At 57.4% G+C, this 22,459-nt stretch carries 19 protein-coding genes; 6 read left to right on the plus strand and 13 right to left on the minus strand.

What is annotated here, in order from left to right; genetic code table 11:
- Positions 1-46: 46 nt before the first annotated feature.
- The 5 genes from M0974_RS03990 to M0974_RS04010 form a co-directional block, all read right to left on the minus strand.
- Positions 47-835, minus strand: coding sequence for an SDR family NAD(P)-dependent oxidoreductase (locus tag M0974_RS03990; protein WP_297833082.1), 789 nt, complete (start codon positions 833-835; stop codon positions 47-49).
- 45 nt (positions 836-880) lie between these two features.
- Positions 881-1,231: a hypothetical protein gene (locus M0974_RS03995; protein WP_297833084.1), complete on the minus strand. Its 351-nt coding sequence runs from the start codon at positions 1,229-1,231 to the stop codon at positions 881-883.
- Between the two features lie 79 nt (positions 1,232-1,310).
- Positions 1,311-1,655: a DUF6388 family protein gene (locus M0974_RS04000; RefSeq protein ID WP_297833086.1), complete on the minus strand. Its 345-nt coding sequence runs from the start codon at positions 1,653-1,655 to the stop codon at positions 1,311-1,313.
- A 45-nt stretch (positions 1,656-1,700) separates the two neighbouring features.
- Entirely contained in the window at positions 1,701-2,405 is a 705-nt protein-coding gene (locus M0974_RS04005) for a YoaK family protein (RefSeq protein WP_297833088.1), read from the minus strand.
- 182 nt (positions 2,406-2,587) lie between these two features.
- Entirely contained in the window at positions 2,588-3,910 is a 1,323-nt protein-coding gene (locus M0974_RS04010; RefSeq protein ID WP_297833090.1) for an OprD family outer membrane porin, read from the minus strand.
- Between the two features lie 409 nt (positions 3,911-4,319).
- On the opposite strand from M0974_RS04010, the gene M0974_RS04015 reads away from it, so the two are divergent.
- Both M0974_RS04015 and M0974_RS04020 read left to right on the plus strand, forming a co-directional pair.
- Positions 4,320-5,945 carry a methyl-accepting chemotaxis protein gene (locus tag M0974_RS04015; RefSeq protein ID WP_297833119.1) on the plus strand — a complete coding sequence of 542 codons (1,626 nt, stop codon included), beginning with the start codon at positions 4,320-4,322 and terminating at the stop codon, positions 5,943-5,945.
- A 365-nt stretch (positions 5,946-6,310) separates the two neighbouring features.
- On the plus strand, positions 6,311-7,123 hold the full coding sequence (locus tag M0974_RS04020; protein WP_297833092.1) for a hypothetical protein: 813 nt from the start codon (positions 6,311-6,313) through the stop codon (positions 7,121-7,123).
- Between the two features lie 131 nt (positions 7,124-7,254).
- On the opposite strand, the gene M0974_RS04025 is transcribed toward M0974_RS04020, so the two are convergent.
- Together M0974_RS04025 and M0974_RS04030 are read right to left on the minus strand one after the other, a co-directional pair.
- The gene (locus tag M0974_RS04025) at positions 7,255-8,574 is read right to left on the minus strand and encodes an MFS transporter (protein WP_297833121.1); all 1,320 of its coding nucleotides are present in this window, start codon (positions 8,572-8,574) and stop codon (positions 7,255-7,257) included.
- A gap of 258 nt (positions 8,575-8,832) precedes the next feature.
- Entirely contained in the window at positions 8,833-10,755 is a 1,923-nt protein-coding gene (locus tag M0974_RS04030; RefSeq protein WP_297833094.1) for a methyl-accepting chemotaxis protein, read from the minus strand.
- Between the two features lie 362 nt (positions 10,756-11,117).
- Between M0974_RS04030 and M0974_RS04035 the strand changes: the two genes are divergently transcribed.
- A complete protein-coding gene (locus M0974_RS04035; protein ID WP_297833096.1) occupies positions 11,118-11,342 on the plus strand; it encodes a DUF2188 domain-containing protein in 225 nt (74 codons plus the stop codon).
- A gap of 52 nt (positions 11,343-11,394) precedes the next feature.
- Here M0974_RS04035 and M0974_RS04040 read toward each other — a convergent pair whose 3' ends face one another.
- Positions 11,395-12,927 (minus strand): FAD-dependent oxidoreductase, encoded by a 1,533-nt coding sequence (locus M0974_RS04040; RefSeq protein ID WP_297833098.1) that lies wholly within the window; start codon positions 12,925-12,927, stop codon positions 11,395-11,397.
- Positions 12,928-13,084: 157 nt separating this feature from the next.
- On the opposite strand from M0974_RS04040, the gene M0974_RS04045 reads away from it, so the two are divergent.
- Complete coding sequence (locus M0974_RS04045) at positions 13,085-14,497, plus strand: MFS transporter (protein ID WP_297833100.1); 1,413 nt, start codon at positions 13,085-13,087, stop codon at positions 14,495-14,497.
- On the opposite strand, the gene M0974_RS04050 is transcribed toward M0974_RS04045, so the two are convergent.
- On the minus strand, positions 14,485-15,894 hold the full coding sequence (locus M0974_RS04050; RefSeq protein ID WP_297833102.1) for a DUF2252 domain-containing protein: 1,410 nt from the start codon (positions 15,892-15,894) through the stop codon (positions 14,485-14,487). The genes M0974_RS04045 and M0974_RS04050 overlap by 13 nt on opposite strands.
- 88 nt (positions 15,895-15,982) lie before the next feature.
- A complete protein-coding gene (locus M0974_RS04055; RefSeq protein ID WP_297833104.1) occupies positions 15,983-17,302 on the minus strand; it encodes an Nramp family divalent metal transporter in 1,320 nt (439 codons plus the stop codon).
- Positions 17,303-17,586: 284 nt separating this feature from the next.
- On the opposite strand from M0974_RS04055, the gene M0974_RS04060 reads away from it, so the two are divergent.
- Positions 17,587-18,285 carry a glutathione S-transferase C-terminal domain-containing protein gene (locus M0974_RS04060; protein ID WP_297833106.1) on the plus strand — a complete coding sequence of 233 codons (699 nt, stop codon included), beginning with the start codon at positions 17,587-17,589 and terminating at the stop codon, positions 18,283-18,285.
- A 25-nt stretch (positions 18,286-18,310) separates the two neighbouring features.
- Here the strand turns inward: M0974_RS04060 and M0974_RS04065 are convergent, their stop codons facing one another.
- The gene (locus M0974_RS04065) at positions 18,311-19,174 is read right to left on the minus strand and encodes a LysR family transcriptional regulator (RefSeq protein WP_297833108.1); all 864 of its coding nucleotides are present in this window, start codon (positions 19,172-19,174) and stop codon (positions 18,311-18,313) included.
- Between the two features lie 99 nt (positions 19,175-19,273).
- Here M0974_RS04065 and M0974_RS04070 point away from each other — a divergent pair, with 99 nt between their 5' ends.
- Entirely contained in the window at positions 19,274-20,263 is a 990-nt protein-coding gene (locus tag M0974_RS04070) for a quinone oxidoreductase (RefSeq protein WP_297833110.1), read from the plus strand.
- Between the two features lie 79 nt (positions 20,264-20,342).
- Here the strand turns inward: M0974_RS04070 and M0974_RS04075 are convergent, their stop codons facing one another.
- Positions 20,343-21,044 carry a hypothetical protein gene (locus tag M0974_RS04075; RefSeq protein ID WP_297833112.1) on the minus strand — a complete coding sequence of 234 codons (702 nt, stop codon included), beginning with the start codon at positions 21,042-21,044 and terminating at the stop codon, positions 20,343-20,345.
- Between the two features lie 193 nt (positions 21,045-21,237).
- A partial coding sequence (locus M0974_RS04080; RefSeq protein ID WP_297833114.1) for a sodium:solute symporter family protein occupies positions 21,238-22,459 on the minus strand: 1,222 nt, incomplete at its 5' end.

A 22,459-nucleotide genomic window follows, 5' to 3' on the forward strand; every position in this document is an offset into this window, starting at 1 on the left:
AAAAGGCGCCACTAAGGCGCCTTTTACGGTCTTGGGGATCGCCAAGTTAGAACGCCGACTTAACTACGCCGCCATCGACCCTCAACGCCGCGCCGTTGGTTGCTGAGGAGGCTTCAGAACACACATAAACCACCATGTTGGCGACCTCTTCAGGTGTGGTGAATCGCTTTAGAAGAGAGGTGGGTCGTGCTTTCTCAAAGAACTCTTTTTCGAACGCTGCGAACGGTTGGCCACCCGAGAGTTTATTCACAAACTCACTCACGCCTTCCGAACTGGTCGGCCCCGGCAGCACGGCATTCACGGTCACACCGGTGCCTGCGCAGCTTTCCGCCAGGCCGCGGGACAGGCCAAGTTGAGCCGTTTTGGTGACGCCGTAGTGGATCATCTCAACGGGGATCTGCACGGCGCTTTCACTGCTGATGAAGACCACGCGACCCCAATTTTTGCTTTTCATCTTCGGTAAATAAGCCCGCGACAGACGCACCCCGGACATGACATTGGTGTTGAAAAAACGCTCCCACGCTTCGTCGTCGATGTCTTCGAATGGTTTTGGATCAAAAATACCGAGGTTGTTCACCAGGATGTCAACGTCGGGGTGTTGCTCAAGCAGCCTCTTGATCTGCTGTGGGTCAGACAGGTCGCCTGCAAAACCCTGAACATCGGCGTCGGGCTGCAGTGTACGAAGTTTGCTCAGGGCCTCATCGACCGACGCCTGAGAGCGACCGTTCAGGATCACCTGGGCGCCTTCACGGGCCAGTCCAGAGACGATGGCAAAGCCGATACCCTTGGTTGAACCTGACACCAGTGCGCGTTTATTTCGTAAATGTAAGTCCATGAAATTCACTCCCGCTCGGTTGTGCGGCCAATTAGCCGACAAGGATTACAGGCAGGTGGCCAGCGAAGCTAATCGACGCTCCGCCAGCGCATCGCTTTTCGCTACGTAGTAGTTAATCGTAGTGCCAGAGGTTGCGCTCTGGACGTCGACGAAATACTCGGCGCTACGGGTATAGACAGTGAAACCGCCTTTAGTGCCCGGCTTGAGGTACGCAGCGGCTTCGACGCCGAACACCACCTCATCCTGCCAGGAAAATTGAATGCACTGGGCCACGAGCTGATCTTGTTTCTCGGAGGTAAACGTCTTCGCCGGCGCGGCGGTTCGGGCTGTGTCCATGCTCGGCGACGCGCAGCCTGCGAGTAATCCCAAGGTCATGGCGCCTATTAACATCCGCATGGTGCTTCCTTATTCATTCTGAAAAACGCTGACTGTACCACTTGGCGGTGGCGGTAAGTTCGTTGTGTCTACCTGGGCTTCAACCCCGCAGTACGCCATCCACTATCCCGTGCTCTTTGCAATATTCGGCCCAGTCCATCCCGGCCATCTCGGCGACTTCCTTGTGCACCTCAAGGCGTTGTGCCTGGAATTCTTCTGCGGATTCGGCGGTGAGTTTTAAGGTCAGCTCCCACGCGAAAAAGCCTAAACGTTCGGCTTCTGCTTCGAAGGCCTCATGCAAGCGTTCTTCGCGGTATTGCGCCATTGTTTCGCCCTTGGCCTGAGCGGCCAGGGGGTTCAGGTGATCAAGCGCTTCGCGAAGGTCGGGGCGTTCGTTGAGGAAGGTTTCTAGCGCTGTCTGGTGACGCTGTTCGGCTGGGATCATGGGGCCTGCTTTATAAGTGCGTTTATTCGGGCGTTGGCAACACGTTCACTTAGGCATGTATGCCAGTTGCCAGCGCCGGGGAATTTTTAACGAGGCTACCCCAAGGATGGCAGAAAGCACACCGCTGGCAAATAAAGCCCTCATGCCCAGATGCTGTTCAAGCAGGGCACCGATGACCGCACCCGCAAACATACCGGTCCAAGGAATCAACTGCACACGCCAGCCATTTCTCCGTTCCCCCAGCATCCATCGGCCAAGGCCCCGACCAAAGCGGGAGAGGGCTCCTGTCACGTAGGTTAGCCCGACCGGGAAGCCGTTCACTTCCTCGACCGCAGCGTTCAGCATGCCCATGGCGGTGATCGCGCCCAGCAGCGCAGGGAGTTGGTTGTCGAGTGGCCAAGCCGCAGCCGCACACAGCAGGGCTGCGATGCACAACAACAGTGGCAACGTGCGTCGGCGAGTCAGTCGACCGACAACGATGCCCAGCGCGTTGCTGGCAACAAACGTGACCACCAACAGCGTGAGTCGTAACACTAGGTTCACGTCACCATTGCTGACAGCGACGGCCAAGCGGGTAGTGTTGCCGCTCATGAATGAGACGAAATCCCCGGAGGCCATAAAACCGATGGCGTCGGTCATGCCTGCCAGCACTGAAAGCATCGCTACTAGCGCAAGACCGACACGTCCGCGCCATTTCTGCGTATGCAGCCGTGCGGGGTGAGTGTGAGGTTTGAGTGGGGTGGGCAGCATTAGGCTATTTCCATGTGCGCAGGTCCTTTCGGCGGCTTGAGTATGGGGCAATATCCTGCGAAATTGAATTCGACCAACCTCTACGTTTCGGGCGTATCGACGGGCGAAAAAAAGCCAGACCCACATTACGTGTGGGTCTGGCTATTTGTGTTAGTTACGCGTGGCTTATGCCGAATAAAGGCCTACCACAGGGGCACGACATAACTTACATAGAAGCGGTTTTCGTCCTGCTTGGTTTGCCCCGTCATTTCCGGGTTAGCCATGGCGTTTTTCCAGGTCACGCCCAGCCCTTTGAGAGTGCCATCGGGCACTTCATAACTGACCGCCACGTCACGCTCCCACTCGCTATCGCCGCCTTTAACCACTTTGATGTCATTGCCGTGGGCATAGGTCGCGGCGAAGCCCAGACCCTTCACGCCCAGATGACCAAAGTCATACTTGTACTGGGCCATCCAGGTTTGCTCGCCGGCGTGCTGGAATTTGTTCAGTTGCAGGTTGGTCAGTGCCGGTGAGTCCGCACCCGACCCAGGGCCTTGGCGAGCGTCGCCGCTGTTCAGGCCGGAATCCAGGAACGGAAAGTCGCTGTCCCCAGTGTTTTTCTGCGCGCCGATGCCCACGGTATGACCCGCCAGGCTGTAGCTTTCCATCAAGCTGAAAGTCGACTGGTTGATCCGGCCTTTGCTCAAACCGTCGCCGTAAGAACCGGCAGTGGCGTAGTCGCTGTCGCCGTCCGCGTTGCCGCCCACCCCCAGGCTGCGATAAGCACGGAAGTCGCTGAGCAGGCTGCCCACTGGTAATTGGTCGGTGTGTTTTGCGCCGAGGAATGCTTGCTGGTAGTAGTCCTCAAGGTTTGAATACCAAAGGCTGACCGTGGTGTTGGCGATGCCGGTGTAATCCGCGCCGCCATAAAGGAAGCGGTTGCTGAGTTTGGCACCGCCGCCCGTGGTCATGTCACTGTCGTTGGTCTCATTACGAATCTTCGTCTGGGTGATGTCGCCGCCCGTGAAGGTGAAGTCCGAGAGGTCTTTGGACACCAACTGCGCACCGGTGTTGGTCTGGTGATACAGGCGACCGTCGGTGTTGGCGAGCATTGGGTTGCTCTGTGTGAGCTCACCGATGCGCAACTCATCCTTGAGGAAGCGCATTTTGAAGGTCGGGCTCAGCACGCCAAAATCATTGGCAGACTTGCCGTCGTTCAATGGAAACATACTGCCGGGGGTGCCGCTCGAATTGAGCTTGATCCCGTAGAAGGCTTCCAGATCCAGACCGAATCCAACGGCCCCTTCGGTATAACCTGACTTGAAGTTGAACTGGAAACCTTGACCCCAGTCGCGGACGCTTTTAGCTTTGGCGGTACTGCCCACTACACCGCGACCTTCTTGATCCAAGTAACGGTTTAGCAGTGTCAAGTCGGCGTGGCTGTCGTCAATGAAGTCCGCATGCGCAGACAACATCACACCGCCCAATAGTATGCCGACTACTGGCCTGGTTATTTTCTTGATCATCGTGGGTCTCGTTTACTGGGATATTCAATCTGCTGTCGAAGTAACGCCCAACAATACGAATCGGAACGTCAACGGCAGAACAGCAGCGAACCAGCGCTGCAAGTTATTGAGGCAAGTAAGAATTAACGAGATGACAGTTACGTGACGGAGCCCCTTGGCCAGGATGAAACTTAATTTAGGTGTTTTTCATTTGACTTAACCAGTGCCGCTGGTTAGGAAGAAGATGCTGATAAACATTCTCATCATGTCGAAAGACCGCCATAGAATTGGCGCTAAAATTTTTACCTAGTGTCATAAAGACATCACACAATTGCCTTATACATGCCTCTCCCCTGTATTTGATGAAGAGGCGTGATCAGCTGTGAATAGGTTCTGGCCTCGGTTTTTGAGCAAGCGTTCCGAAACGCCTGTGCTCCGTCGTTTTAAAATCACCCAGCGTCTGGTCGTCTGTTTCGGCATCACGGCTGCATTGTTAGTTGCCGTTGGCGGGTTTTGCCTGTGGCAGATGCAAGACATCCGTAATCAAGGTGAAGCCGTTGAAAGAGGGGCGTTGCCCAGTATCGCCATGGCGGACGCTATCGCTATCGATCTGGTAAAGCTGCGCGCCGAAACGTCTAATCTGGTAGCGAATGCTGATGATCCAAGTGCGGTCATCACCAGCAAGATCAACGTCGAGCAGCTGAAAAACGAAGTCGAGAAAGGCTTTGCCGAGTACCTGGCTCGGGTGACTGACGGTACTGAACGTGACTCGATCCTGGCCCTGCAAGAGGCTTATAAGGCTTTTATCCCAGGTTTGCGTGATGAAATGGCGCTGATCGAACAGCGCAAGATCAATGACGCGCGGATGCTAATCAACACCACCTTGTCGATGCAAGGTGATTTGATGGACATGCAAGTGCAGTTGCTGCGGGAGCTCAATAAGCAAAGCGCGGCAGCGACAGTGGAGGCTGCGGGTAAAAGCTATCGTCAGGCACGGATCATTGCGTCGGGAGCAATTATTGTCGCGTTGGTGCTGACTTTGCTGTTGGCCTGGCGCTTAAGCGTGAGCATCATCCGCCCGGTGCGCCATGCGCTGCACATTGCCAGTACCATTGCTGACGGCGACCTCAGCCCCCAGACCATCCCAAGCGGCAGAGATGAACCTGCGCAACTGCTCAGTATGTTGGGGCGGATGCGCGGCAACCTGCACGGCACCATCGCTCAGATTGGCGCAGCCGCAACACAATTGGCACAGTCGGTTCAAGAAATGGGCTCCATCGCCCAAGCCAGTGCGCAAAACCTACAGCTGCAAAACGACGAAATCGAACAAGCCGCCGTCGCGGTCAATCAGATGAGCCAAGCGGCCGTCGAAGTGGCAGGTAACGCCAGCAGCACGTCTAGCGAATCTCAAGCCTCCAGCGAGGCGGCGGCCCAGGGCCAACACCGACTGCACGACACTATTGCGTCAATCAAACAATTGACTGGCAATGTGCTGGATTCTTCGCACCAGGCAGAGGGTCTCGCAGAACGTACGTTGAGCATTGGCAAGATTCTGGACGTGATCCGTGCGGTGGCGAACCAAACCAACTTACTCGCGCTCAATGCCGCCATTGAAGCCGCTCGGGCAGGAGAGGCGGGTCGCGGGTTCGCCGTAGTCGCTGACGAAGTACGCTCGCTTGCACAGCGCACCAGTGCGTCTACCAGCGAAATCGAAGGCTTGATCAACGACGTGCAAAAAAGCACGCAAGCCACCGCCCAAGCCCTGCGCCTTACCGCCACCCAAGCCAACGTCACTTTGGAGCAAGCCGCCGCGACTGGCCAGGCATTGGCGGTGATCATCACCTCCACCTCAACCATCAGTAACCGAAACTTGTTGATTGCCAGCGCGGCGGAACAGCAAGCACAGGTGGCCAATGAAGTGGATCGTAACCTGACCAGCATTCGCGACTTGTCGGCACAGACGGCCTCCGGCGCGCAGCAGACCACCGTGGCCAGCGACGCGTTGTCGATGCTGGCCACAGATTTGAACGCGATGGTGCAGCGTTTTGTATTGTAAGAAGAGTCGCCTGGGCAGCGGATATAGGAAGTGCAGGTTAATAGTTGATTCTAACTAATTCGTCTGCGAAATGTCTGTCAGCCGACGTTCCGCTGCACTGTCTCGCTATTGTTACACATGTAATAAGCGCGAGACTAAGTTAGTTGTTTTGTTCTTACAGTTGAAGATTGGTTGGCGTAATACGTTAGAGTTGATACAAAGTGGTACAATAATGTGCAAGATCGAGTGTCGAAAAAATGTTAAAGGTGGGGTTGTATGTTGCGTACAGACTGGTAGTCTGTTTTTGCCTTCTTGGTTGTTATAAATAACTAAGCATTGTCGGCTGATTATCAAAGACAGTGATGATGAATCAAAGGCGCCCTCTTATGCACTACACCTCGTTTACCAATGCTCGGATTAAAACCCTTGTCGAATCTATCGATAATGACGGCTATGCCGTGCTGCCCGGTTGGGCTACAAGCGATCAGTTGGCCGAACTTAAGACGTTCGTACTTGCCACGATAGAATCAGCGGGCAACGGTTACGTCGCCTTGACGGGGAAGGAGTCGATGTCGGATTCGTTTCTCTACGCATTGGGCTCTTCGCCGGTGTTCATTGATTTGTGCCAACGGATTGTTTCGACGGCCACGGGACGCAGGCCAGTGGAGCAGGGGCTGCATCAGGTGTTGCGTTGCTTGATCGGTGAAGGTGGGCAACGCGAGTCGCTGATTTTTCACTACGACTCCTATGTGCTGACCACCATCATGCCCGTGTGCATGCCCGAGGAAACCGACCCCGGCGACTTGATTATGTTGCGCAGCCATCGTCCGCTGCGTAGTAACTATTTCTTCAACTTGATCGACAAGATGCTCGTCGATAACCGCTGGATGCAGCGTTGGTTGAAACGGGAGTACGCTGCAGGTTCTGACAAGTTCACTAAGATTCGCATGTTGCCAGGCGATCTTTATTTGTTCTGGGGCTACCGTTCGCTGCACACCAACTTGCCAGCGGACCCGAACGCGGTGCGTGCTACTGCGGTGTTCCATTACGATAACCTGCACGCAAACAGTACCCTAGCCAGTGGTATCCGGCGTTCGCTGGGCCTCTTCAAACCACGTCGGCCCGCTCCCGTTCCTGTCCCGGCTCCAGCAACCCCCACACCGCCAGGTTTACAGTTGACGGACAGCCTCAGGGAATGAAGGTAGCGCCGCGGCATGTCTGATAAACCGCGTCGTCTGCTTCCCGAACAAGTTCGGTCCCACCGAATCTCGGCATGCCGCCGGATTCGGGCAATCCTCAAGACCGCGAAGACCAAACCACTACGTCTTTATTACTTGCTAGCCGTATTGGGTGTAATCAGGCGCAGGCCGCTGGCAATGCTGCCGACAGCGGCGAAGCAGGCGCCGATGGTCAGGGCCAGCACTGGGCCGTGTTCGCCGGAAATTCCGTAGCTCAGCGCCACCAACGCCGCACCCGTGGCCTGCCCAATTAGCCGTGCAGTGGCGATGGTGCCGCTGGCGCCGCTGCTGCGTTCCCGTGGGGCGCTGGTGAGCAGCGCCTTTTGGTTCGGTGCCTGGAAAAAACCGAAACCCAGACCACAGATCACCATGCGAATACCGATGTCCCAAGCGTCCGGATTGCTCGGCAATAGGGTCAAGGAAATCATCCCGCCGCACAGCACTGCCAGCCCGATGCTGCCCAACAAGCCGGGCGGGTAGCGGTCTGACAGGCGCCCGGCGAAGGGCGCAATCAATGCAACCACTACCGACCACGGCGTCATCAAAAATCCAGTCTGTACTGGATCGCGGCCCAGTACGTTCTCAAAGAAGAACGGCAGCGACACAAACGCTAGGCCTTGGGTTGCAAACGAGCACACGGCTGTCAGCGCGGAGAGGGCGAACAGTGGGCGCTTGAGCAAATCCAGCGGAAACATCGGTGCTGGATGTTTAGCCTCGCGCCGGATCATTAACGTACCGCCGATAACGCATATGACCATCGCGATCACTACGCTGGTCATCGAGCCTAGTTGCGCGGCCTGGCTCAAGGCAAAGATAAGTGCGCCAAAGGCAATTACATTCAAAGTTGCCGTGATTGGATCAAACGGCAAGCCACTGAGCTTGGTCACCGGCAGCGCGGACCAGGCGAAGTACAAGGCGAACAGTCCAATGGGTAAATTGATTGCAAACAGCCACGGCCAGTGCGCCACTGATAACACCAGCGAGGCCACAGTTGGCCCAGCGGCGAATGACACGCCCACCACCAGGGCGTTCATGCCGAACCCTCGGCCCAGGTGCTGCGGGGAGAAGATCGAGCTGATCAGCGCAGCGTTGACGCTCATGATCGCGGCGGCGCCCAAGCCTTGAAAGACGCGGGCAATGGTCAGGGTCGGCAATGACCAGGACAACGTACACAGCAACGAAGCCACGGTGAACAGCATCAGTCCGCCGAGAAACACTCGGCGATGACCGACAATTCCGCCTAGTGCTGCCAGCGGCAGCAGGGTGGCGACTGCGGCCAATTGGTAGGCGTTGATCACCCACACCGAAGCGGCAGGCGAGGCGTTCAGGTCGGCAGCGATGGCGGGCAAAGCGGTGTTGGCGATGGCAGTGTCGAGGGTCGCCAATCCGATGGACAGCAAAATTGCGACCATTCCACGCAATTCAGGGGACGACAATTTAGTGCTGACGGCTGGGGTTTCCAGCGGGCTAGGCGAATTCATTACCGATGAGGCTCCGGGCACATCTGATCAAATCAGGCAGTCAGATTTGCCAGGCTGGCAAACGACTGAAAAGCGAGCATGCCGGTTTAGGGCCGGACTGCGCAATGGTAGCTTGCTAATGTTTATCGCGTTTGGGCAAGCATTGCGGTGCAGCACCTTTATGAGTGCTGCACCGCTCTGGCCTGAGGCTTACATGCGGAAGCGGCTGACCAGCGTTTGCAATTGATTGCCCAAGCGCGCCAGTTCGACACTGGACGCGGCAGTTTCACCGCTGGCTGCTGCAGTTTGCTCGGAGGCATCGCGCACATTGACGATACTGCGGCTGATTTCCTCGGCCACCGCACTTTGTTGTTCGGCGGCTGCGGCGATCTGCTGATTCATTGCCTGAATATTCGATACAGTTTGGGTGATGCTCTCTAACGAAACACCGGCTTTGCGCGTCAGGGCTACGCTGCTGTCGGTCAGGCTGCGGCTGCTGAGCATGATGCTCGACACCTGCTGCGTGCCGCTTTGCAAGCCCGCGACCAAGGCCTCGATCTCCTCGGTAGATTTCTGCGTGCGTTGCGCCAGCCCGCGCACTTCGTCAGCAACCACCGCAAAGCCGCGACCAGCCTCGCCTGCACGGGCAGCCTCGATGGCCGCGTTGAGGGCCAACAGATTGGTTTGTTCCGCCACGGCCTTGATCACGTCCATGACTTTGCCGATTTTGTTGCTCTCCAATTGCAGTCCGTTCATGGCTTCGCTGGAGCGAACCACTTCGGCGGCTAGGCGTTCGATCTGCACAATCGCTTCGCCCACCACCTTGTCGCCTTCACGGGCTTGTATGTCAGCCGCCGAGGCGGCGCTCGAAGCTTGCTCGGCATTACGTGCGACTTCCTGAACCGTGGCCGACATCTCGTGCATGGCCGTCGCGACCTGGTCGGTCTCGATTTTCTGACTGTTGACCCCGGCACTGGTCTGCTGGGTAGCTGCAGAGAGCGACTCGGCAGCACCGGCAATTTGTGTGACGCCGTCGCGGATCCCACGGATCAATTCACGCAGGGTGCTGCCCATGCGCTGGATGCCTTGCAGCATCACACCCAATTCGTCGCGGCGGGTGACGGCCGGGCTGTGCGACAGATCGCCCGCGGCAATGCGCTCGATCACGGCCAGTGTCTGTTGCAGGGGGCGGGTGATCTGGCGGGTAATAATGATTGCGGCCAAGATTCCGAGAATCAGCGCCAGCAGAGTGGCGCCGATTTGCAGCTGACGCGACTGAGCGCTGGCGTCATCACGCTTGCTGGTCTGCAGTTTATACAGCTCGTCGTTCAGGCTCAGAATTGTGATACCCAATTCGCCCAAGGATTTACGCGCGGAAACGATGTCGCCGTAAGCGACTTTAAAGGCCTGCACCGATGCCTGGTAATTGAGCAGGGCGGTTTCCAGCTGCTTGAGCTTTTCGGCCTGTGTACTGCCGAACATCGCGTTGAGCGGCTTAAGGCCCTCGATGGCAACTTGAAGCTGGTTCATTGCTTTCTGTTCGGTGTCGGCGGTGACGCTCGCCGTGTAGCCGCGCACTTCATAGCGAACCATGGCCAAATCCTCTTTGGCTTTGATGATCGCCTGGTACTGCTCGAAGCGACCTTCATCTGTGGGCGCCATTTGCAGCACGGTGGTGAGGATCGAACCGATTAGCTCGGCGCCTTTGACCGCGTTAGTACCCATGTCGGCACGCACTGTATTGGCAACGTTGTACGCATTGCGCATTTTTGCCAAAGCGCTTTCGTAGCTGTTGCTGACATCGCTCAACTGGCTAAGCAGTTTCAGGTCGTCAGGACTTTTCAGCTCGGCACGAAGTTTTTGCTGTTGACCCTTGTAGCCATCAAGCGCCACTTGCACGGTCTGCCCCACGGTGTCGTCACCGTTGGCAATCATGTATTGCAAGCGTGACACCCGCAGGTTAGCTAATTGGTTACTCAGCGCCGCAATACTGCTCATCTTGTCACTGCGGTCGATTAGCCCATCCAGACTGGTCCAGCCGATAAGGGCTAAGGCCGACGTCAGGATTAATACCAGGCCGAAGCCTAGCGCCAGCTTTAAGTTGACGCTGATGTCCGAGAGCCAGCTATTCATCGCATTTCTCCAGAGTGTCGATTTTATTATGTTCGCGTGGCTGGGAAATCATGGATCTCGGGCCAATAAACCTGTGCGCAACAATGCTATCGGCTAGAAAGCGAATAGCTGAATGTCCGTCTGAGGAGAAATTTTATAGGACCGAATTCATTCGCGATGGATCCGCCTGCCTGTTCGGGATACGTTGGGGACGTCCCAAGGCCAATTTCGTGTCAGTAGCACGCTTGGCAAAGCGTTCCACATCTACCCTCTATATCTGCGTGCACTCTGATTGAATCTTCAGGCGGATTCGAAATCAATGTACTCGGGCAGCCAGCACCTTAGCTGCTGGTGACTACCGCGTCTTTCAGATGGAGCGACCTATGGACAATTACCACATCGAAAAAACCGGCACTTTCTGGTCATTGAAAAAACAGGGCGCAGTCCATGCGTCAAAGACCGCGGGCACCAAGGAAGAATTGGTCATCCTAGCCAGTGAGTTTCTGCGCACCCATACCGCCTCGCTGAAAATTCATAATGAGGACGGGACGATCCAGGAAGAGCGAACGTATCCGCGTAGTGCTGACCCCTCGCAGACGCCGGGCTGAATAAACTCGCAGGATTTTTGCCGGTAAAAAATAGTGTCGGGGCTTTCCGGCGTCAATGCAGCCATCCTTTTCGCGGTTGTATATTGTGTCCTATGAAGTACTGATCCAGCGTGTCGGGCTGACCTGATGCCTCGGCCAGTGCCACATAGGTGTCTGGCCTCAATAGGTACAGGGCGTTGCGCGCAAATCCGCAGGCTTCGTGGGCGGGCGTCCACGCAAAAACGTGCAACGGCACACCTTGGTCCGCGCACCATGCGCTTAATGGTTCGCTGGCGACGCCGTACACGTGCACCTGCCAACACAGGCGTGACAGCGATTCATAATTGTCGCTGCCAGGCACCCAAGGCAATCGTTCGCCCCCTTGAACCTCACCTGCAGTGCCGGCGCTGAGTGCCATGCCCCGGTAATTCAAGGTGACTTGCGACACTGTGCGAAAGATAAATTCGCGCACCGCATCAATCGCAATGACCTTTGGAATCAGCAATGGCGCGATACGCGTGCGCACCAATTTGGCGATGCGACCATCGGCCGTGGCGAAGCTGAACACCCGGTCGGTGGTCGCCACCAATTGCCGGGCAAAGCCGATACGTTCGGCCTCATACGTGTCCAGTAAACTATCGGTGGCGCGATCTTCCAGCACGGCTGCGAGTTTCCAGGCGAGGTTGATCGCATCGCCAATCCCGGTGTTCATGCCCTGACCACCTGCTGGGCTGTGGATATGCGCAGCATCGCCCAGCAAAAAAACCCTTCCCCGGCGGAAATGCTGCGCCACCCGATGGTGCACGCGATAGGTCGAGAACCAGTTGACCCGACGAATCTCGACCTGGAGGTGCTCAACTGCGCGGCCACTGACGTCTTCGAACGTCAGCGTGTCAGCATGCTCGGCACGTTCATCGCGCACGGTGCCGATCAGTCTTGCTCGCCCTTCGCCTGCCAACGGGAACACCGCGAGAAAGTCTGCTTCGTCGAGGTCCACGTGCAGTTCGCCATTGATCGCGGGGCCGACCGCTTCGACATCGGCCACATAGAACACCTGCTGATAGGTGCCCCCGGGAAACCCGACATCGAGGCTTTTGCGCACGGTGGAACGGGCGCCATCGCAGCCAGCGAGGTAACGCGCTGCGCACACCTCTTCCTGACCGTCCGGCCCCACCAGATAAGCTGTGACTCCCCCGTCAGCTTCGATAAAACGGGTCAGTTCGGTCTGCCGTTCTACCGCAATACCAAACATCCACAATCGCTCGATCAACAGGCGCTCGTGCTGATCCTGAGGAAAGATCTCGAGAAATGAATAGGGTGTCAGGTCTTTGCCCACGGCCTCGAATGGCACCCTGGCAGCGTGTTCTGCCTTGACCCAAAGGTTGACCGCCGGCACTTTGTGCCCACTGTCCAAAATGACGTGGGTCAAGTCCAGTTGCCTGTACAGCTCAAGGGTCCGCGCCTGAACGGCCAAAGCTCGCGAAGTGCTGCCCGAGGTCGCCGTTTTATCGATGATCCGCACTCTGATGCCGAGCTTGCTGAGCCACAGCGCCAAGACTAGGCCGGTGGGGCCTGCGCCGATGATCAAAACGTCGCAACGCTTCATTTTTCACTCCTTGTGGCGATCTCGTGAGCCATTAATCGTGGCACAGGTCCGCAGCGGTGTTAGTACGTGGCGACCGAAGGAGATGGACGGTTGCGTCCTCTCAACACGTTAGTATGTATTTCAGATCGACCCAACCGGGCCACTGACAGGCGAACCAATGAACTCCACCCCTCCGGACCTCACCCACGAAGCCCATCAGCCCATGGACGCCCGCGGCATCCTGACATTGGTGACATGCGTGCTGGCGTCGAGTCTGGCATTCATCGACAGTTCAGTGGTGAATGTCGGCCTGCCCGCCATTGGTCGAGACATGGGCGGTGGCCATTCCGGGTTGCAGTGGTTGATCGGTGGCTATCTGTTACCGTTGAGTGCTTTGCTGTTGCTCGGCGGGTCGTTGGGCGATCGCTATGGCCGACGCCGGGTACTGATGGTCGGGATCCTGATTTTTGCCGTAGCGTCAGTGGTGTGCGGATTGGCACCTAATCTGTCGACGTTAATTGGTGCGCGCTTCACCCAAGGCGTTGGTGCGGCGCTGTTGATGCCCAACAGCCTGGCGATTCTCGGTGCGAGTTTCGAAGGCGAAAAACAGGGGAGGGCTATCGGCATCTGGGCGGCAGCGGCTGCCGGGACTGGGGCGGGTGGGCCGATTCTAGGCGGTTGGCTGATCGACACCGTCAGTTGGCGGATGATCTTCTTCATCAATATCCCCTTGGCCAGTGCGGCGGTCTATCTGGCATGGAAGTACGTCGAAAAAGACCACCGCGGTGGCGGCAAAATCCCCTTGGACTGGTTAGGCGCGCTGTTAGCCACCGTTGGTTTGGGCGCAATTACCTGGGCGCTAATTTCAGTCACCGGCCCAGAAGGCTGGTCGCTCGATGGATTTGTCGGCTTACTCGCCGGGTCGGCGTTGCTGGCGGTATTTTTGTACTGGGAACGGACAAAAGGCCCGACCGCGATGATGCCCTTGGCCCTGTTCGGCTCACCGGGCTTTACCGGGCTGACGCTGTTGACCTTCCTGTTGTACGGCGCGCTGGGCTGCCTGACGATTCTGTTGCCGTACGTATTGATCGTCGCCAGCGGTTATTCCAGTACCCAGGCCGGGGCCGCCTTGTTGCCCATTCCGTTGGTGTTGGCCGTGGCGTCTCCTTGGTTGGGAGCGTTAGCGGGGCGCTACGGCACCCAACCATTCTTGATCGTCGGGCCGTGCATTGTGGGGGCAGGTTTTCTGCTGTTGTTGCGAATGGGAATAGACGTTGTTTATTGGCGCGATGCACTGCCCGCCCTCGGTGTTATTGCCATTGGCCTGACCTGCGCCGTTGCGCCTTTGACGACCGCTATCTTCGCTTCAGTCGACAAAAGTCACACTGGTTCGGCGTCTGGATTGAACAACGCCATTGCCCGGACTGGTGGTTTAGTGGCGACTGCGTTACTGGGCCAAGTATTGGCGTATCAAGGCGACGCTCTGACCCGTGCGTTCCATTGGGCGGTGATTCTGTCGGCCGTTGTGTGCGTGGCAGCGGGCGCGTGTGCGTTGGTGCTTCGACGCGCCTCGACCGCTCAAGGCAAATGATCAGCGGCGAAGTCGGCTTCCGAACGCGCCTGTAGTCGGCCGGTGCGGCAGGCCTTTTGGAACCGCTCGAAATCGCGATCGTTTTGTTCTGCGTACGCTTGGGCATAGCTGAGCAGTGCATCTGCCAAGCTGGCACTTTTACCAATGTAACCGCTGATCTGCGCTGCACGCCCCGAGGCTTTGGCGTGTGCATGAGCCAACGCCCGGCCACAAATCCGTGCATAGGCGGCGAAGGCTTCGGCGTCAAAGTTCTCCAGCTCTGCGGATACCTTCATGTCCCGTAGCTGGCGCACGTAAAAATGCCGTCCGTTGAGGTCCGTGGTCCAGCCTAGGAACAGGTCGCTGGCCGATTGCATCAGGCGTTGTCCTTCGACCACCCGCTGGCCATTGTGGCGAATACGCGACTTGCTTTTGACGTAGCCGGACAACACCGAACGCCGCGCTTCTTTGATCTGGAGAAACAGCGGGTGCTGTTGATCGTCTGTCAGCAGCGCCACCAGACAGCGGGTGCCGACACTGCCGACGCCGACCACCTTGAACGCCATGTCTTGCACCTCGAACCGCGACAGCAGCTCACGACGGTCGGCCTGCAACGTGGGCCGATAATCGCGCATGAACGCCCCATACAGCGTTTGCCAGTTTTTCAGCCCTGCCCAGTCGTCGTCGGCATCCAACAGCGAGGTGGCGTTGTTCAGGTGGAAAATTTCCGGCAAGTCATCGCGAATCAGCAACTGACCGTGCGCGTCCCGCTCGCTGATTTTCGGCAGCAGTTCGGCATGGGTGCGGCGTTCGGCTTTCTGGATGGCCCGTTCTACATGGGCGAGGGTGCTGTTGGACTGCGCTTGCGCCAGTAGGTCTTCATAGCTGATGGAGTCGTACCATAGATCCAGAGCGCCCTGGTTGGCGCAATCGGCCATGGTGCGTTGATAGGCGGCAACGGCTTCGCGGCACAGGTTTTCTTCAACGGTTTTGCCATGGCGCAAGTCACGGGCGGCAATCAGGACGCTCGCCACCAAGCGCTTCAGGTCCCATTCCCAGGGGCCGGAATACGCTTCATCAAAGTCATTGACGCTGAACAGCAAGTTGCGTTCAGGGGTGGCGAAACCGCCGAAATTCATCAGGTGAGCGTCGCCGCACACGGGCACGGCAAGGCCCATGTTCGGCGTGCCAGCGAGGTCGTGGGCATGCAGCAGTGCGTTGCCACGGTAGAAGGTGAACGGCGAGACCAGCATTCGCCCGTATCGTAACTCGACCAGCGATTTTACTCGGCCCTCGTTTGATGTTTCGATAATCGGTAGAGGGTCACGATCAATGTCGCCAGGCGCGGCATGCGAGCCGCGCGAGCACTGCTTACGGGCATCTCTGCCACACTTTAAACGGTCTTTGAGGGTGGTCATGAAAGCCCTTCGCTCAGTGATGGTTCAAAGAGCGTAGAGGCTGGCCGACGACACGCAAGACGATGGCGGGAATTACGTCGGCAGGGCGTTAGTTAAACAACTGCACGATCAGCCAAATGTTGGCCACGCTGATCACCGCAAACAAAAACCAAGCCAGAAGTCGCGTCGGCAGGCTGTTGACGAAAGGGCCCATCAGCGTCTTATCGTTGGTCATTCGGATCAGCGGGTACAGGGCAAACGGCAATTGCAGGCTGAGCACCACTTGGCTGAGGATCAGCAGCTTGCCGACGGCGTCATCACCCATCAACCAGACGCCAGTGAACGCCGGAATCAGTGCCAGCCCGCGGGTAATCAGGCGCCGCTGCCAGCACGGAATTCTGAGGTTGAGAAAGCCTTCCATGATCACTTGGCCGGCGATGGTGCCGGTAAACGTCGAACTCTGACCTGAAGCCAGCAATGCGACGCCAAATAGCAGGCTGGCAAATGTACCACCCACCAGCGGGTCCAGCAGGTGATAGGCGTCCTGAATTTCCACCACACCGGTGTGGCCGGTCTGATGGAATGCAGCTGCGGCAAGGATCAGGATCGCCGCGTTGACCAGCAGCGCCAATGACAGTGAACCGATGGTGTCGATACGCGACAAGCGCACCGCGTCCTGGCGGCTGGCCAAGTCTTTGCCGATCAATCGGGTCTGTACCACCGAGGTGTGCAGGTACAGGTTATGCGGCATCACCGTGGCCCCGAGAATTCCGATTGCCAAGTACAACGGCGCAGCTTCGCTGATCGCCGACAGGGACGGTTTGAAGCCATTAAATACGTCAGGCCAATACGGTTTGATCAGCCACAGTTCGATGAAGAAACACACGCCAATCGTCAGCACCAACACCAGCATGATCGCTTCCAGACGGCGGAAACCACGGTTTTGCAGGGCCAGTACCAACAGCGTGTCGAAGGCGGTGATGGCGATACCGACAGTCAGTGAAACGCCTAATAACAGGTGAAAGGCCAAGGCGCAGCCCAGTACCTCGGCGAGGTCGGTGGCAATAATAGATATTTCTGCCAATACCCATTGCGTGCGCGCCGAACGGGTGCTGTAGCGTTCACGGCAGAGTTGCGCCAAGTCGCGACCGGTGGCGATCCCCAACCGCGAGCACAAGCATTGCAGGACCATGCCGGCCAGACTGGCCAGGAGCACGACGAACAGCAAATCGTAGCCATAACGCGAGCCGGCCTCGATGGCCGTGGCCCAGTTGCCGGGGTCCATGTAGCCGATGGATATCAGCAGCCCCGGCCCGGCAAACCTTAAGGCGCGCTTCCAGAAGGCAGCGCTGGCATCCACCGGCACCGAACCTGCGACCTCGGGGGGGCAAAACGGTGCAGTGGCTATTTTGGGCAGACTGAATTTCACACGGCATTCCGTTCAAAAAAACAAGTCGCAGCTTAGACGTAATCGGCAGTGCTCCCAAGCGCCAGCGCCAAGGTATTAGTGGTTAATTCGCTTTCAGAGGCGCTATGCCAGCCAGCTGTTGTGTGTTGTATGGAGAATCTGTGTGGCCGAATTCAGTCGGGGTATATTCACACCCGCAGTGGCTAGCGCAACTCCAGCAATTGCGGCTACCTTTAGCCCACTCTGAAAGGACCACAACTGCAATACCGGCCTTTTTATCAGCCCTTTATCATCTGGATGTTCACATGACTGACCTTAACGCCTTCCCGATCAACGAAAAGTGGCCTGCAAAGCACCCTGAGTATTTACAGCTCTATTCGTTACCCACCCCAAACGGCGTGAAGATATCGATCATGCTCGAAGAAATCGGTCTGCCGTATGAAGCGCACAAGGTGGCGTTTGATAAGAACGACCAGATGACTCCCGCGTTCATGTCGCTGAGCCCGAATAATAAAATCCCGGCAATCCTCGACCCCAATGGCCCAGGCGGAAAACCGCTGCCGCTGTTCGAGTCCGGTGCGATTCTGATTTATCTGGCGGAAAAATCCGGCCAGTTGATGTCCAGCGATCCTGCCAAGCGTTATCACACTATCCAATGGGTCATGTTCCAAATGGGCGGCATCGGTCCGATGTTTGGTCAGCTTGGTTTTTTCCACAAGTTTGCCGGCAAAGAATTCGAAGACAAGCGCCCACGTGATCGCTACGTCAACGAAGCCAAGCGTTTGTTAGGCGTTTTGAATACACAGCTGGAAGGGCACGACTGGGTCATGGGCGATGAGTACAGCATCGCTGATATCGCCATCTTCCCGTGGGTACGGGCCTTGGTCGGCTTCTACGAGGCTGGCGATCTGGTAGGGATTTCTGACTTCCCCAACGTGTTGCGCTCTCTGGACCTGTTCCTTGCACGTCCAGCGGTAGAAAAGGGCTTGAAGATCCCGAGCTGACCCCATGCTTGCAGCTTGCACCGATTTAACCCTGCAGCTTTGGCTCGCGTTGTATGCAGTCCACCAGAAACTCCATCACCGCGCTGACTGACGGCGTTCGACGGATGTCAGGGTACGCCGTTATCCAGATCGCTCGTACCGGTGCTTCCAACTCAACGGCCAAGCGCACTAACGCTGGGTCGTTGTCACCGACGATGGTTGGCAGCACGACCGCCCCGACATGGCCCCTCGCGGCTATTTGCTGCGAATTCAACTCACTGGCCGCAAACACAATCGGCCGTCCGGCTCGAACATGGTGTAGCCATGCCTGCTGTGGCAGGTGATCAAGACCCTCGTCATAAGCAATAAATGTCCACTGCTCAGGGGGCCGTCGGCTGAACGCTACGGTCGCGTATAACCCGAACCGAACCACGCCGATCTGGCGGCACAGCAGCCCATTTTCTTCTGGGCGAACGGTGCGGATGGCGATGTCAGCCTCACCCGTATTCAGTGAGGCAAGGGCCGTCGACGGAAGCAGCACGATGCTCAAGTTTGGATAGTGCTCGCGTAACGCGGCAATGCGCGGAGTGATGCAGGCGGCGGCCACCGACGGCGGCGCACTCACGCGCACCGACCCGGCAAGGTCGGCTGACGCAGCCCGAGCCCGACGCTCCAGCGAATGCGCCATCTCCTGCATGCTCTCGGCGATAGCAGCCACTGCGCGACCGTCTTCGGTCAACGGTCGGCTGCGGGGTAATCGGTCGACGAGCTGCATGCCAAGCGCTTTTTCCAAGGATTCCAGGCGTCGGCCAACAGTCGCGTGTTCGACACCCAGTTCCCGTGCTGCCGCTGACAGCGATTGCGTGCGAGCCAACACGCTGAAGAAATAAAGATCCTGCCAATCAAACATCGGGGAATTTTCTCACGGAGCGAGGGAGAGTTTGGGGAATTCTCGGTCAATCAGTTGTGTTTTACCATCGGCTCACTACACCACAGAGAGTTCAGCGACATGAGAGCAATTATCATCGAGCAGTACGGCGGACCTGAAGTCCTGCAAAAACGCAGTGATGTGCCTCGACCCATAGCGGGACCGGGGCAGGTGCTGATCAAGGTGGTGTGTGCGGGGATCAATTTCATGGACGTGCATACGCGCCAAGGTAAATATGCGAACTCCCGCACGTACCCGGTCCGGCTGCCGTGCACCTTGGGCATGGAGGGATCGGGCGATGTAGTGGCAATCGGCGCAGGCGTCGAGCATCTGTCGGTGGGTGATCGGGTGGCGTGGTGCATTGGCTGGGGCAGTTACGCCGAGTACGCGGTGATCTCGGCTGGGTTGGTCGCACGTATTGCGGACAACATCCCCTATGACTTGGCTGCGGCCTCGATATTCCAAGGGGCGACTGCTCATTATCTCGTGGAAGACATTGCGCGGTTGCACGCGGGCAGTACTTGTCTGATTCACGCGGCCTCTGGCAGCATCGGTCAGTTGTTGGTGCAGATGGCCAGACAGCGTGGCGCAAGGGTGTTTGCCACAGCAAGCACCCCGGAAAAGCGCGCGCTGGTCGGTCAACTGGGTGCTTGGCAGACGATGGATTACTCCCACGGCGGTTTTGCTGATGACATTAGGTTGGCGACGGATGGAAAAGGCGTGGATGTGGTGTTTGATTCAGTCGGCAAAGCCACCCTGCGCGACAGCTTTAGAGCCTGCAGAACGGGTGGGCTGATTGTTAATTACGGCAATGTATCGGGTTCGGTGACCGACCTTGACCCAATGGAGTTGGGGGAGGCCGGATCGCTGTATTTGACGCGTCCCAGATTGGCCGATCACATGGCCGATGCAGCCACGGTGCAGCGCCGCGCCGACGCCGTATTTGCCGCCTTGCTCGACGGTTCGCTGAAGATCGAAATCGAAGGGCACTACTCCCTGGACACGGTCGGCCAAGTGCATGAGCGCATAGAGCGGCGCGAGCAAATCGGCAAAGCGGTGTTGTGGGTTTGAATGGCGGTATCGCGCCCACCACCGTACCTGTAAGAGCCCAGCGTGTTGGCTCTACAGGTTGGCGGTGTGCCGCAGAGTATTAATTAAGCCGATCTTTCGGCGGATTTGGCTCGTCCTTAACATCTGCGCCCATATCGTCATCCATGGCGTGGCGTTGGCCGATAACATCGTCACCGCGCAGGGTGCTGCGGTCGCTGTCCAGGCCACCGCGCGTCCCTGACTCGCCAAATGGACGCTCGCTGACGCGGGAGACACGTACCGGATCGGTAGGGATATTGTCTCGGGCGCTAAGTCCTGAAGGCGCCGTCAAATCAGTATCCGGGGTGATGTGGCTGCCCGACTCAGTACCGAAGTCTCGATTAGCCCAGCTAGCACTGCGCTCGTTGATATCAATCGCGCCGTTGCGCTCCATGACACCTTCGGCCTCGTCGGCCATTTCATCGGTGTCTACCGTCACGGTCACCAACGTCGAACCCCGACGATAGGCTTCAGGGTAAGCAACGGCATGATGATGGAGGTTGTCGTCGTGATCATTACCAAACAGCGACTTAAAAAAGTGACTGATTTTATCGCCTATGGACTCTTCGTGATGGCTAAGCCGGGCATCTGAGCTGTCGTCGGCCAAGCTGGCGGACGACTCCGCAGCCCAGCCTGGGGTCGAATCGCTCTCGGCGGCAGCGACGGTGATATTGGTGTGGGCAATACCGTGACCGACCAACTCCGTTCGGACCTTTTCTGCGTCGCTGAAATTATCAAAAGCTGCAACAAGTGTATGTTTCATGGCCGTCTCTCTTGCTCGAGTGAATGGATGCCAGTTACTTAGTTCTTGAGTGAGTTTAGGGCGAGAGAGTTGCGCACGGCTGACGAGCGGCGCTGGCCGGGGCAGGGGTAACGGGGGGCGCGAAGTGTTAAGCGGGGATAACCGACATCGGCGCCATGGTTAGTCTGGCGCCGATGCTGTTCATCTCTTCATATCAATTGGGCTGAGTCGCCACTGTTGCATTCGGGCGTGACGACTTGAACAGTTCGCTGACGCTCATGGTCAGCAGTGGGCTGAGCAGGGCGAAGTACGAGCTGTCGATGCCGTACGGGTTACCGGCCAGGAACCACGAGATGGTTGAGATCACCGACAGAATGACACCGCTAAGTGCGCCGCGGGACGTGCCGAATTTCGGTGCATAAAAGCACATCAGCACGATGACGGCCAAGGTGGCGCGCAAGGCTTTACCGAGGAATGCGATGAGCAGGATCTTGTCCGCGTACAGCGCCAGAACCAGTGGCAGGAGACCGATCACGATGATCGCGAGTTTGACGAAAATTACCGATTTACGGTCGTTCTTTTCTTTGTTGAAGAACGGGTCGTAGAAGTCTTTCATCGCCAGCGTGGCCGATGCCAGGGTGTTCGCGGAGATGCCACCGAACAGTGCGCCGGCCAGACCGATCACCACCAGGCTGGCGGAGAAAGTCGGCATGTGTGCAATCAAGACCGGGAAGGCGTCGATGGACTTCGTGCCGGGGTACAGCATTGCGCTGCACATTCCGATCAGTGCAGCCATGAGGCCGAATGGAATCATCAGCGACGACACGTAAAAGCACGAGCGCTTGGCGGTCTTGGTGTCTTTGGTGCTGATGATCGCCTGGATGACGTACTGAGTAGCGAAGATTGAGCCGACACCGCCGATCATCCACGCGAAGATCTGGCCCCAACCTACACCTGTCCAGTCGAACATGTGCTCAGGGAGTTTTGCTTGCAGGGCGCCAATGCCACCCGTTGCGTTGAGGGCGAAGGCCAGAGCCAGAATGATGCCGATGTACTTGACCGTGGCGTGTACGAAGTTGGTGTACACCACCGAGCGCATACCGCCCAGGCTGACGTAAAACACCGTCACCGCGCCGACCAGAAGAATCGCCAAGGTGCGATCAATGTTCAGCACAGCAGCCAACACTGCGCCGCCGCTGGCGTACAAGGCTACGGAGACGATGCTTAGCGCACAGATCGAAAGGATCGATGCGGCATAACGCACGCTTTCGCCGTAGTTCTGCGCCAAAATGGCGGAGATGGTCGTGAGGCCGGTTTCACGGTACTTCTTGACCAGTACCAGTGCCAACAACAGGAAACCCATGGACAACGCGACCAGGTTCCAAGCGGCGGAGATACCCGACTCAAAGCCTTTTTGCGCGGTGCCGATGCTCACC

The sequence above is a fragment of the Pseudomonas sp. genome, from assembly GCF_026224925.1.
In the GTDB taxonomy this organism is placed as follows: Bacteria; Pseudomonadota; Gammaproteobacteria; order Pseudomonadales; family Pseudomonadaceae; genus Aquipseudomonas.

Bases quoted from the DNA above. Each gene is read 5' to 3' on its own strand.
- M0974_RS04045 (WP_297833100.1), top strand. From the start codon at position 13,085: ATGAACTCCACCCCTCCGGACCTCACCCACGAAGCCCATCAGCCCATG.
- M0974_RS04035 (WP_297833096.1), top strand. From the start codon at position 11,118: ATGGACAATTACCACATCGAAAAAACCGGCACTTTCTGGTCATTGAAA.
- M0974_RS04060 (WP_297833106.1), top strand. From the start codon at position 17,587: ATGACTGACCTTAACGCCTTCCCGATCAACGAAAAGTGGCCTGCAAAG.
- M0974_RS04005 (WP_297833088.1), bottom strand. From the start codon at position 2,405: ATGCTGCCCACCCCACTCAAACCTCACACTCACCCCGCACGGCTGCAT.
- M0974_RS04075 (WP_297833112.1), bottom strand. From the start codon at position 21,044: ATGAAACATACACTTGTTGCAGCTTTTGATAATTTCAGCGACGCAGAA.
- M0974_RS04000 (WP_297833086.1), bottom strand. From the start codon at position 1,655: ATGATCCCAGCCGAACAGCGTCACCAGACAGCGCTAGAAACCTTCCTC.
- M0974_RS04010 (WP_297833090.1), bottom strand. From the start codon at position 3,910: ATGATCAAGAAAATAACCAGGCCAGTAGTCGGCATACTATTGGGCGGT.
- M0974_RS04020 (WP_297833092.1), top strand. From the start codon at position 6,311: ATGCACTACACCTCGTTTACCAATGCTCGGATTAAAACCCTTGTCGAA.
- M0974_RS04025 (WP_297833121.1), bottom strand. From the start codon at position 8,574: ATGGTCGCAATTTTGCTGTCCATCGGATTGGCGACCCTCGACACTGCC.
- M0974_RS03990 (WP_297833082.1), bottom strand. From the start codon at position 835: ATGGACTTACATTTACGAAATAAACGCGCACTGGTGTCAGGTTCAACC.
- M0974_RS03995 (WP_297833084.1), bottom strand. From the start codon at position 1,231: ATGCGGATGTTAATAGGCGCCATGACCTTGGGATTACTCGCAGGCTGC.
- M0974_RS04030 (WP_297833094.1), bottom strand. From the start codon at position 10,755: ATGAATAGCTGGCTCTCGGACATCAGCGTCAACTTAAAGCTGGCGCTA.
- M0974_RS04070 (WP_297833110.1), top strand. From the start codon at position 19,274: ATGAGAGCAATTATCATCGAGCAGTACGGCGGACCTGAAGTCCTGCAA.
- M0974_RS04050 (WP_297833102.1), bottom strand. From the start codon at position 15,894: ATGACCACCCTCAAAGACCGTTTAAAGTGTGGCAGAGATGCCCGTAAG.
- M0974_RS04040 (WP_297833098.1), bottom strand. From the start codon at position 12,927: ATGAAGCGTTGCGACGTTTTGATCATCGGCGCAGGCCCCACCGGCCTA.
- M0974_RS04065 (WP_297833108.1), bottom strand. From the start codon at position 19,174: ATGTTTGATTGGCAGGATCTTTATTTCTTCAGCGTGTTGGCTCGCACG.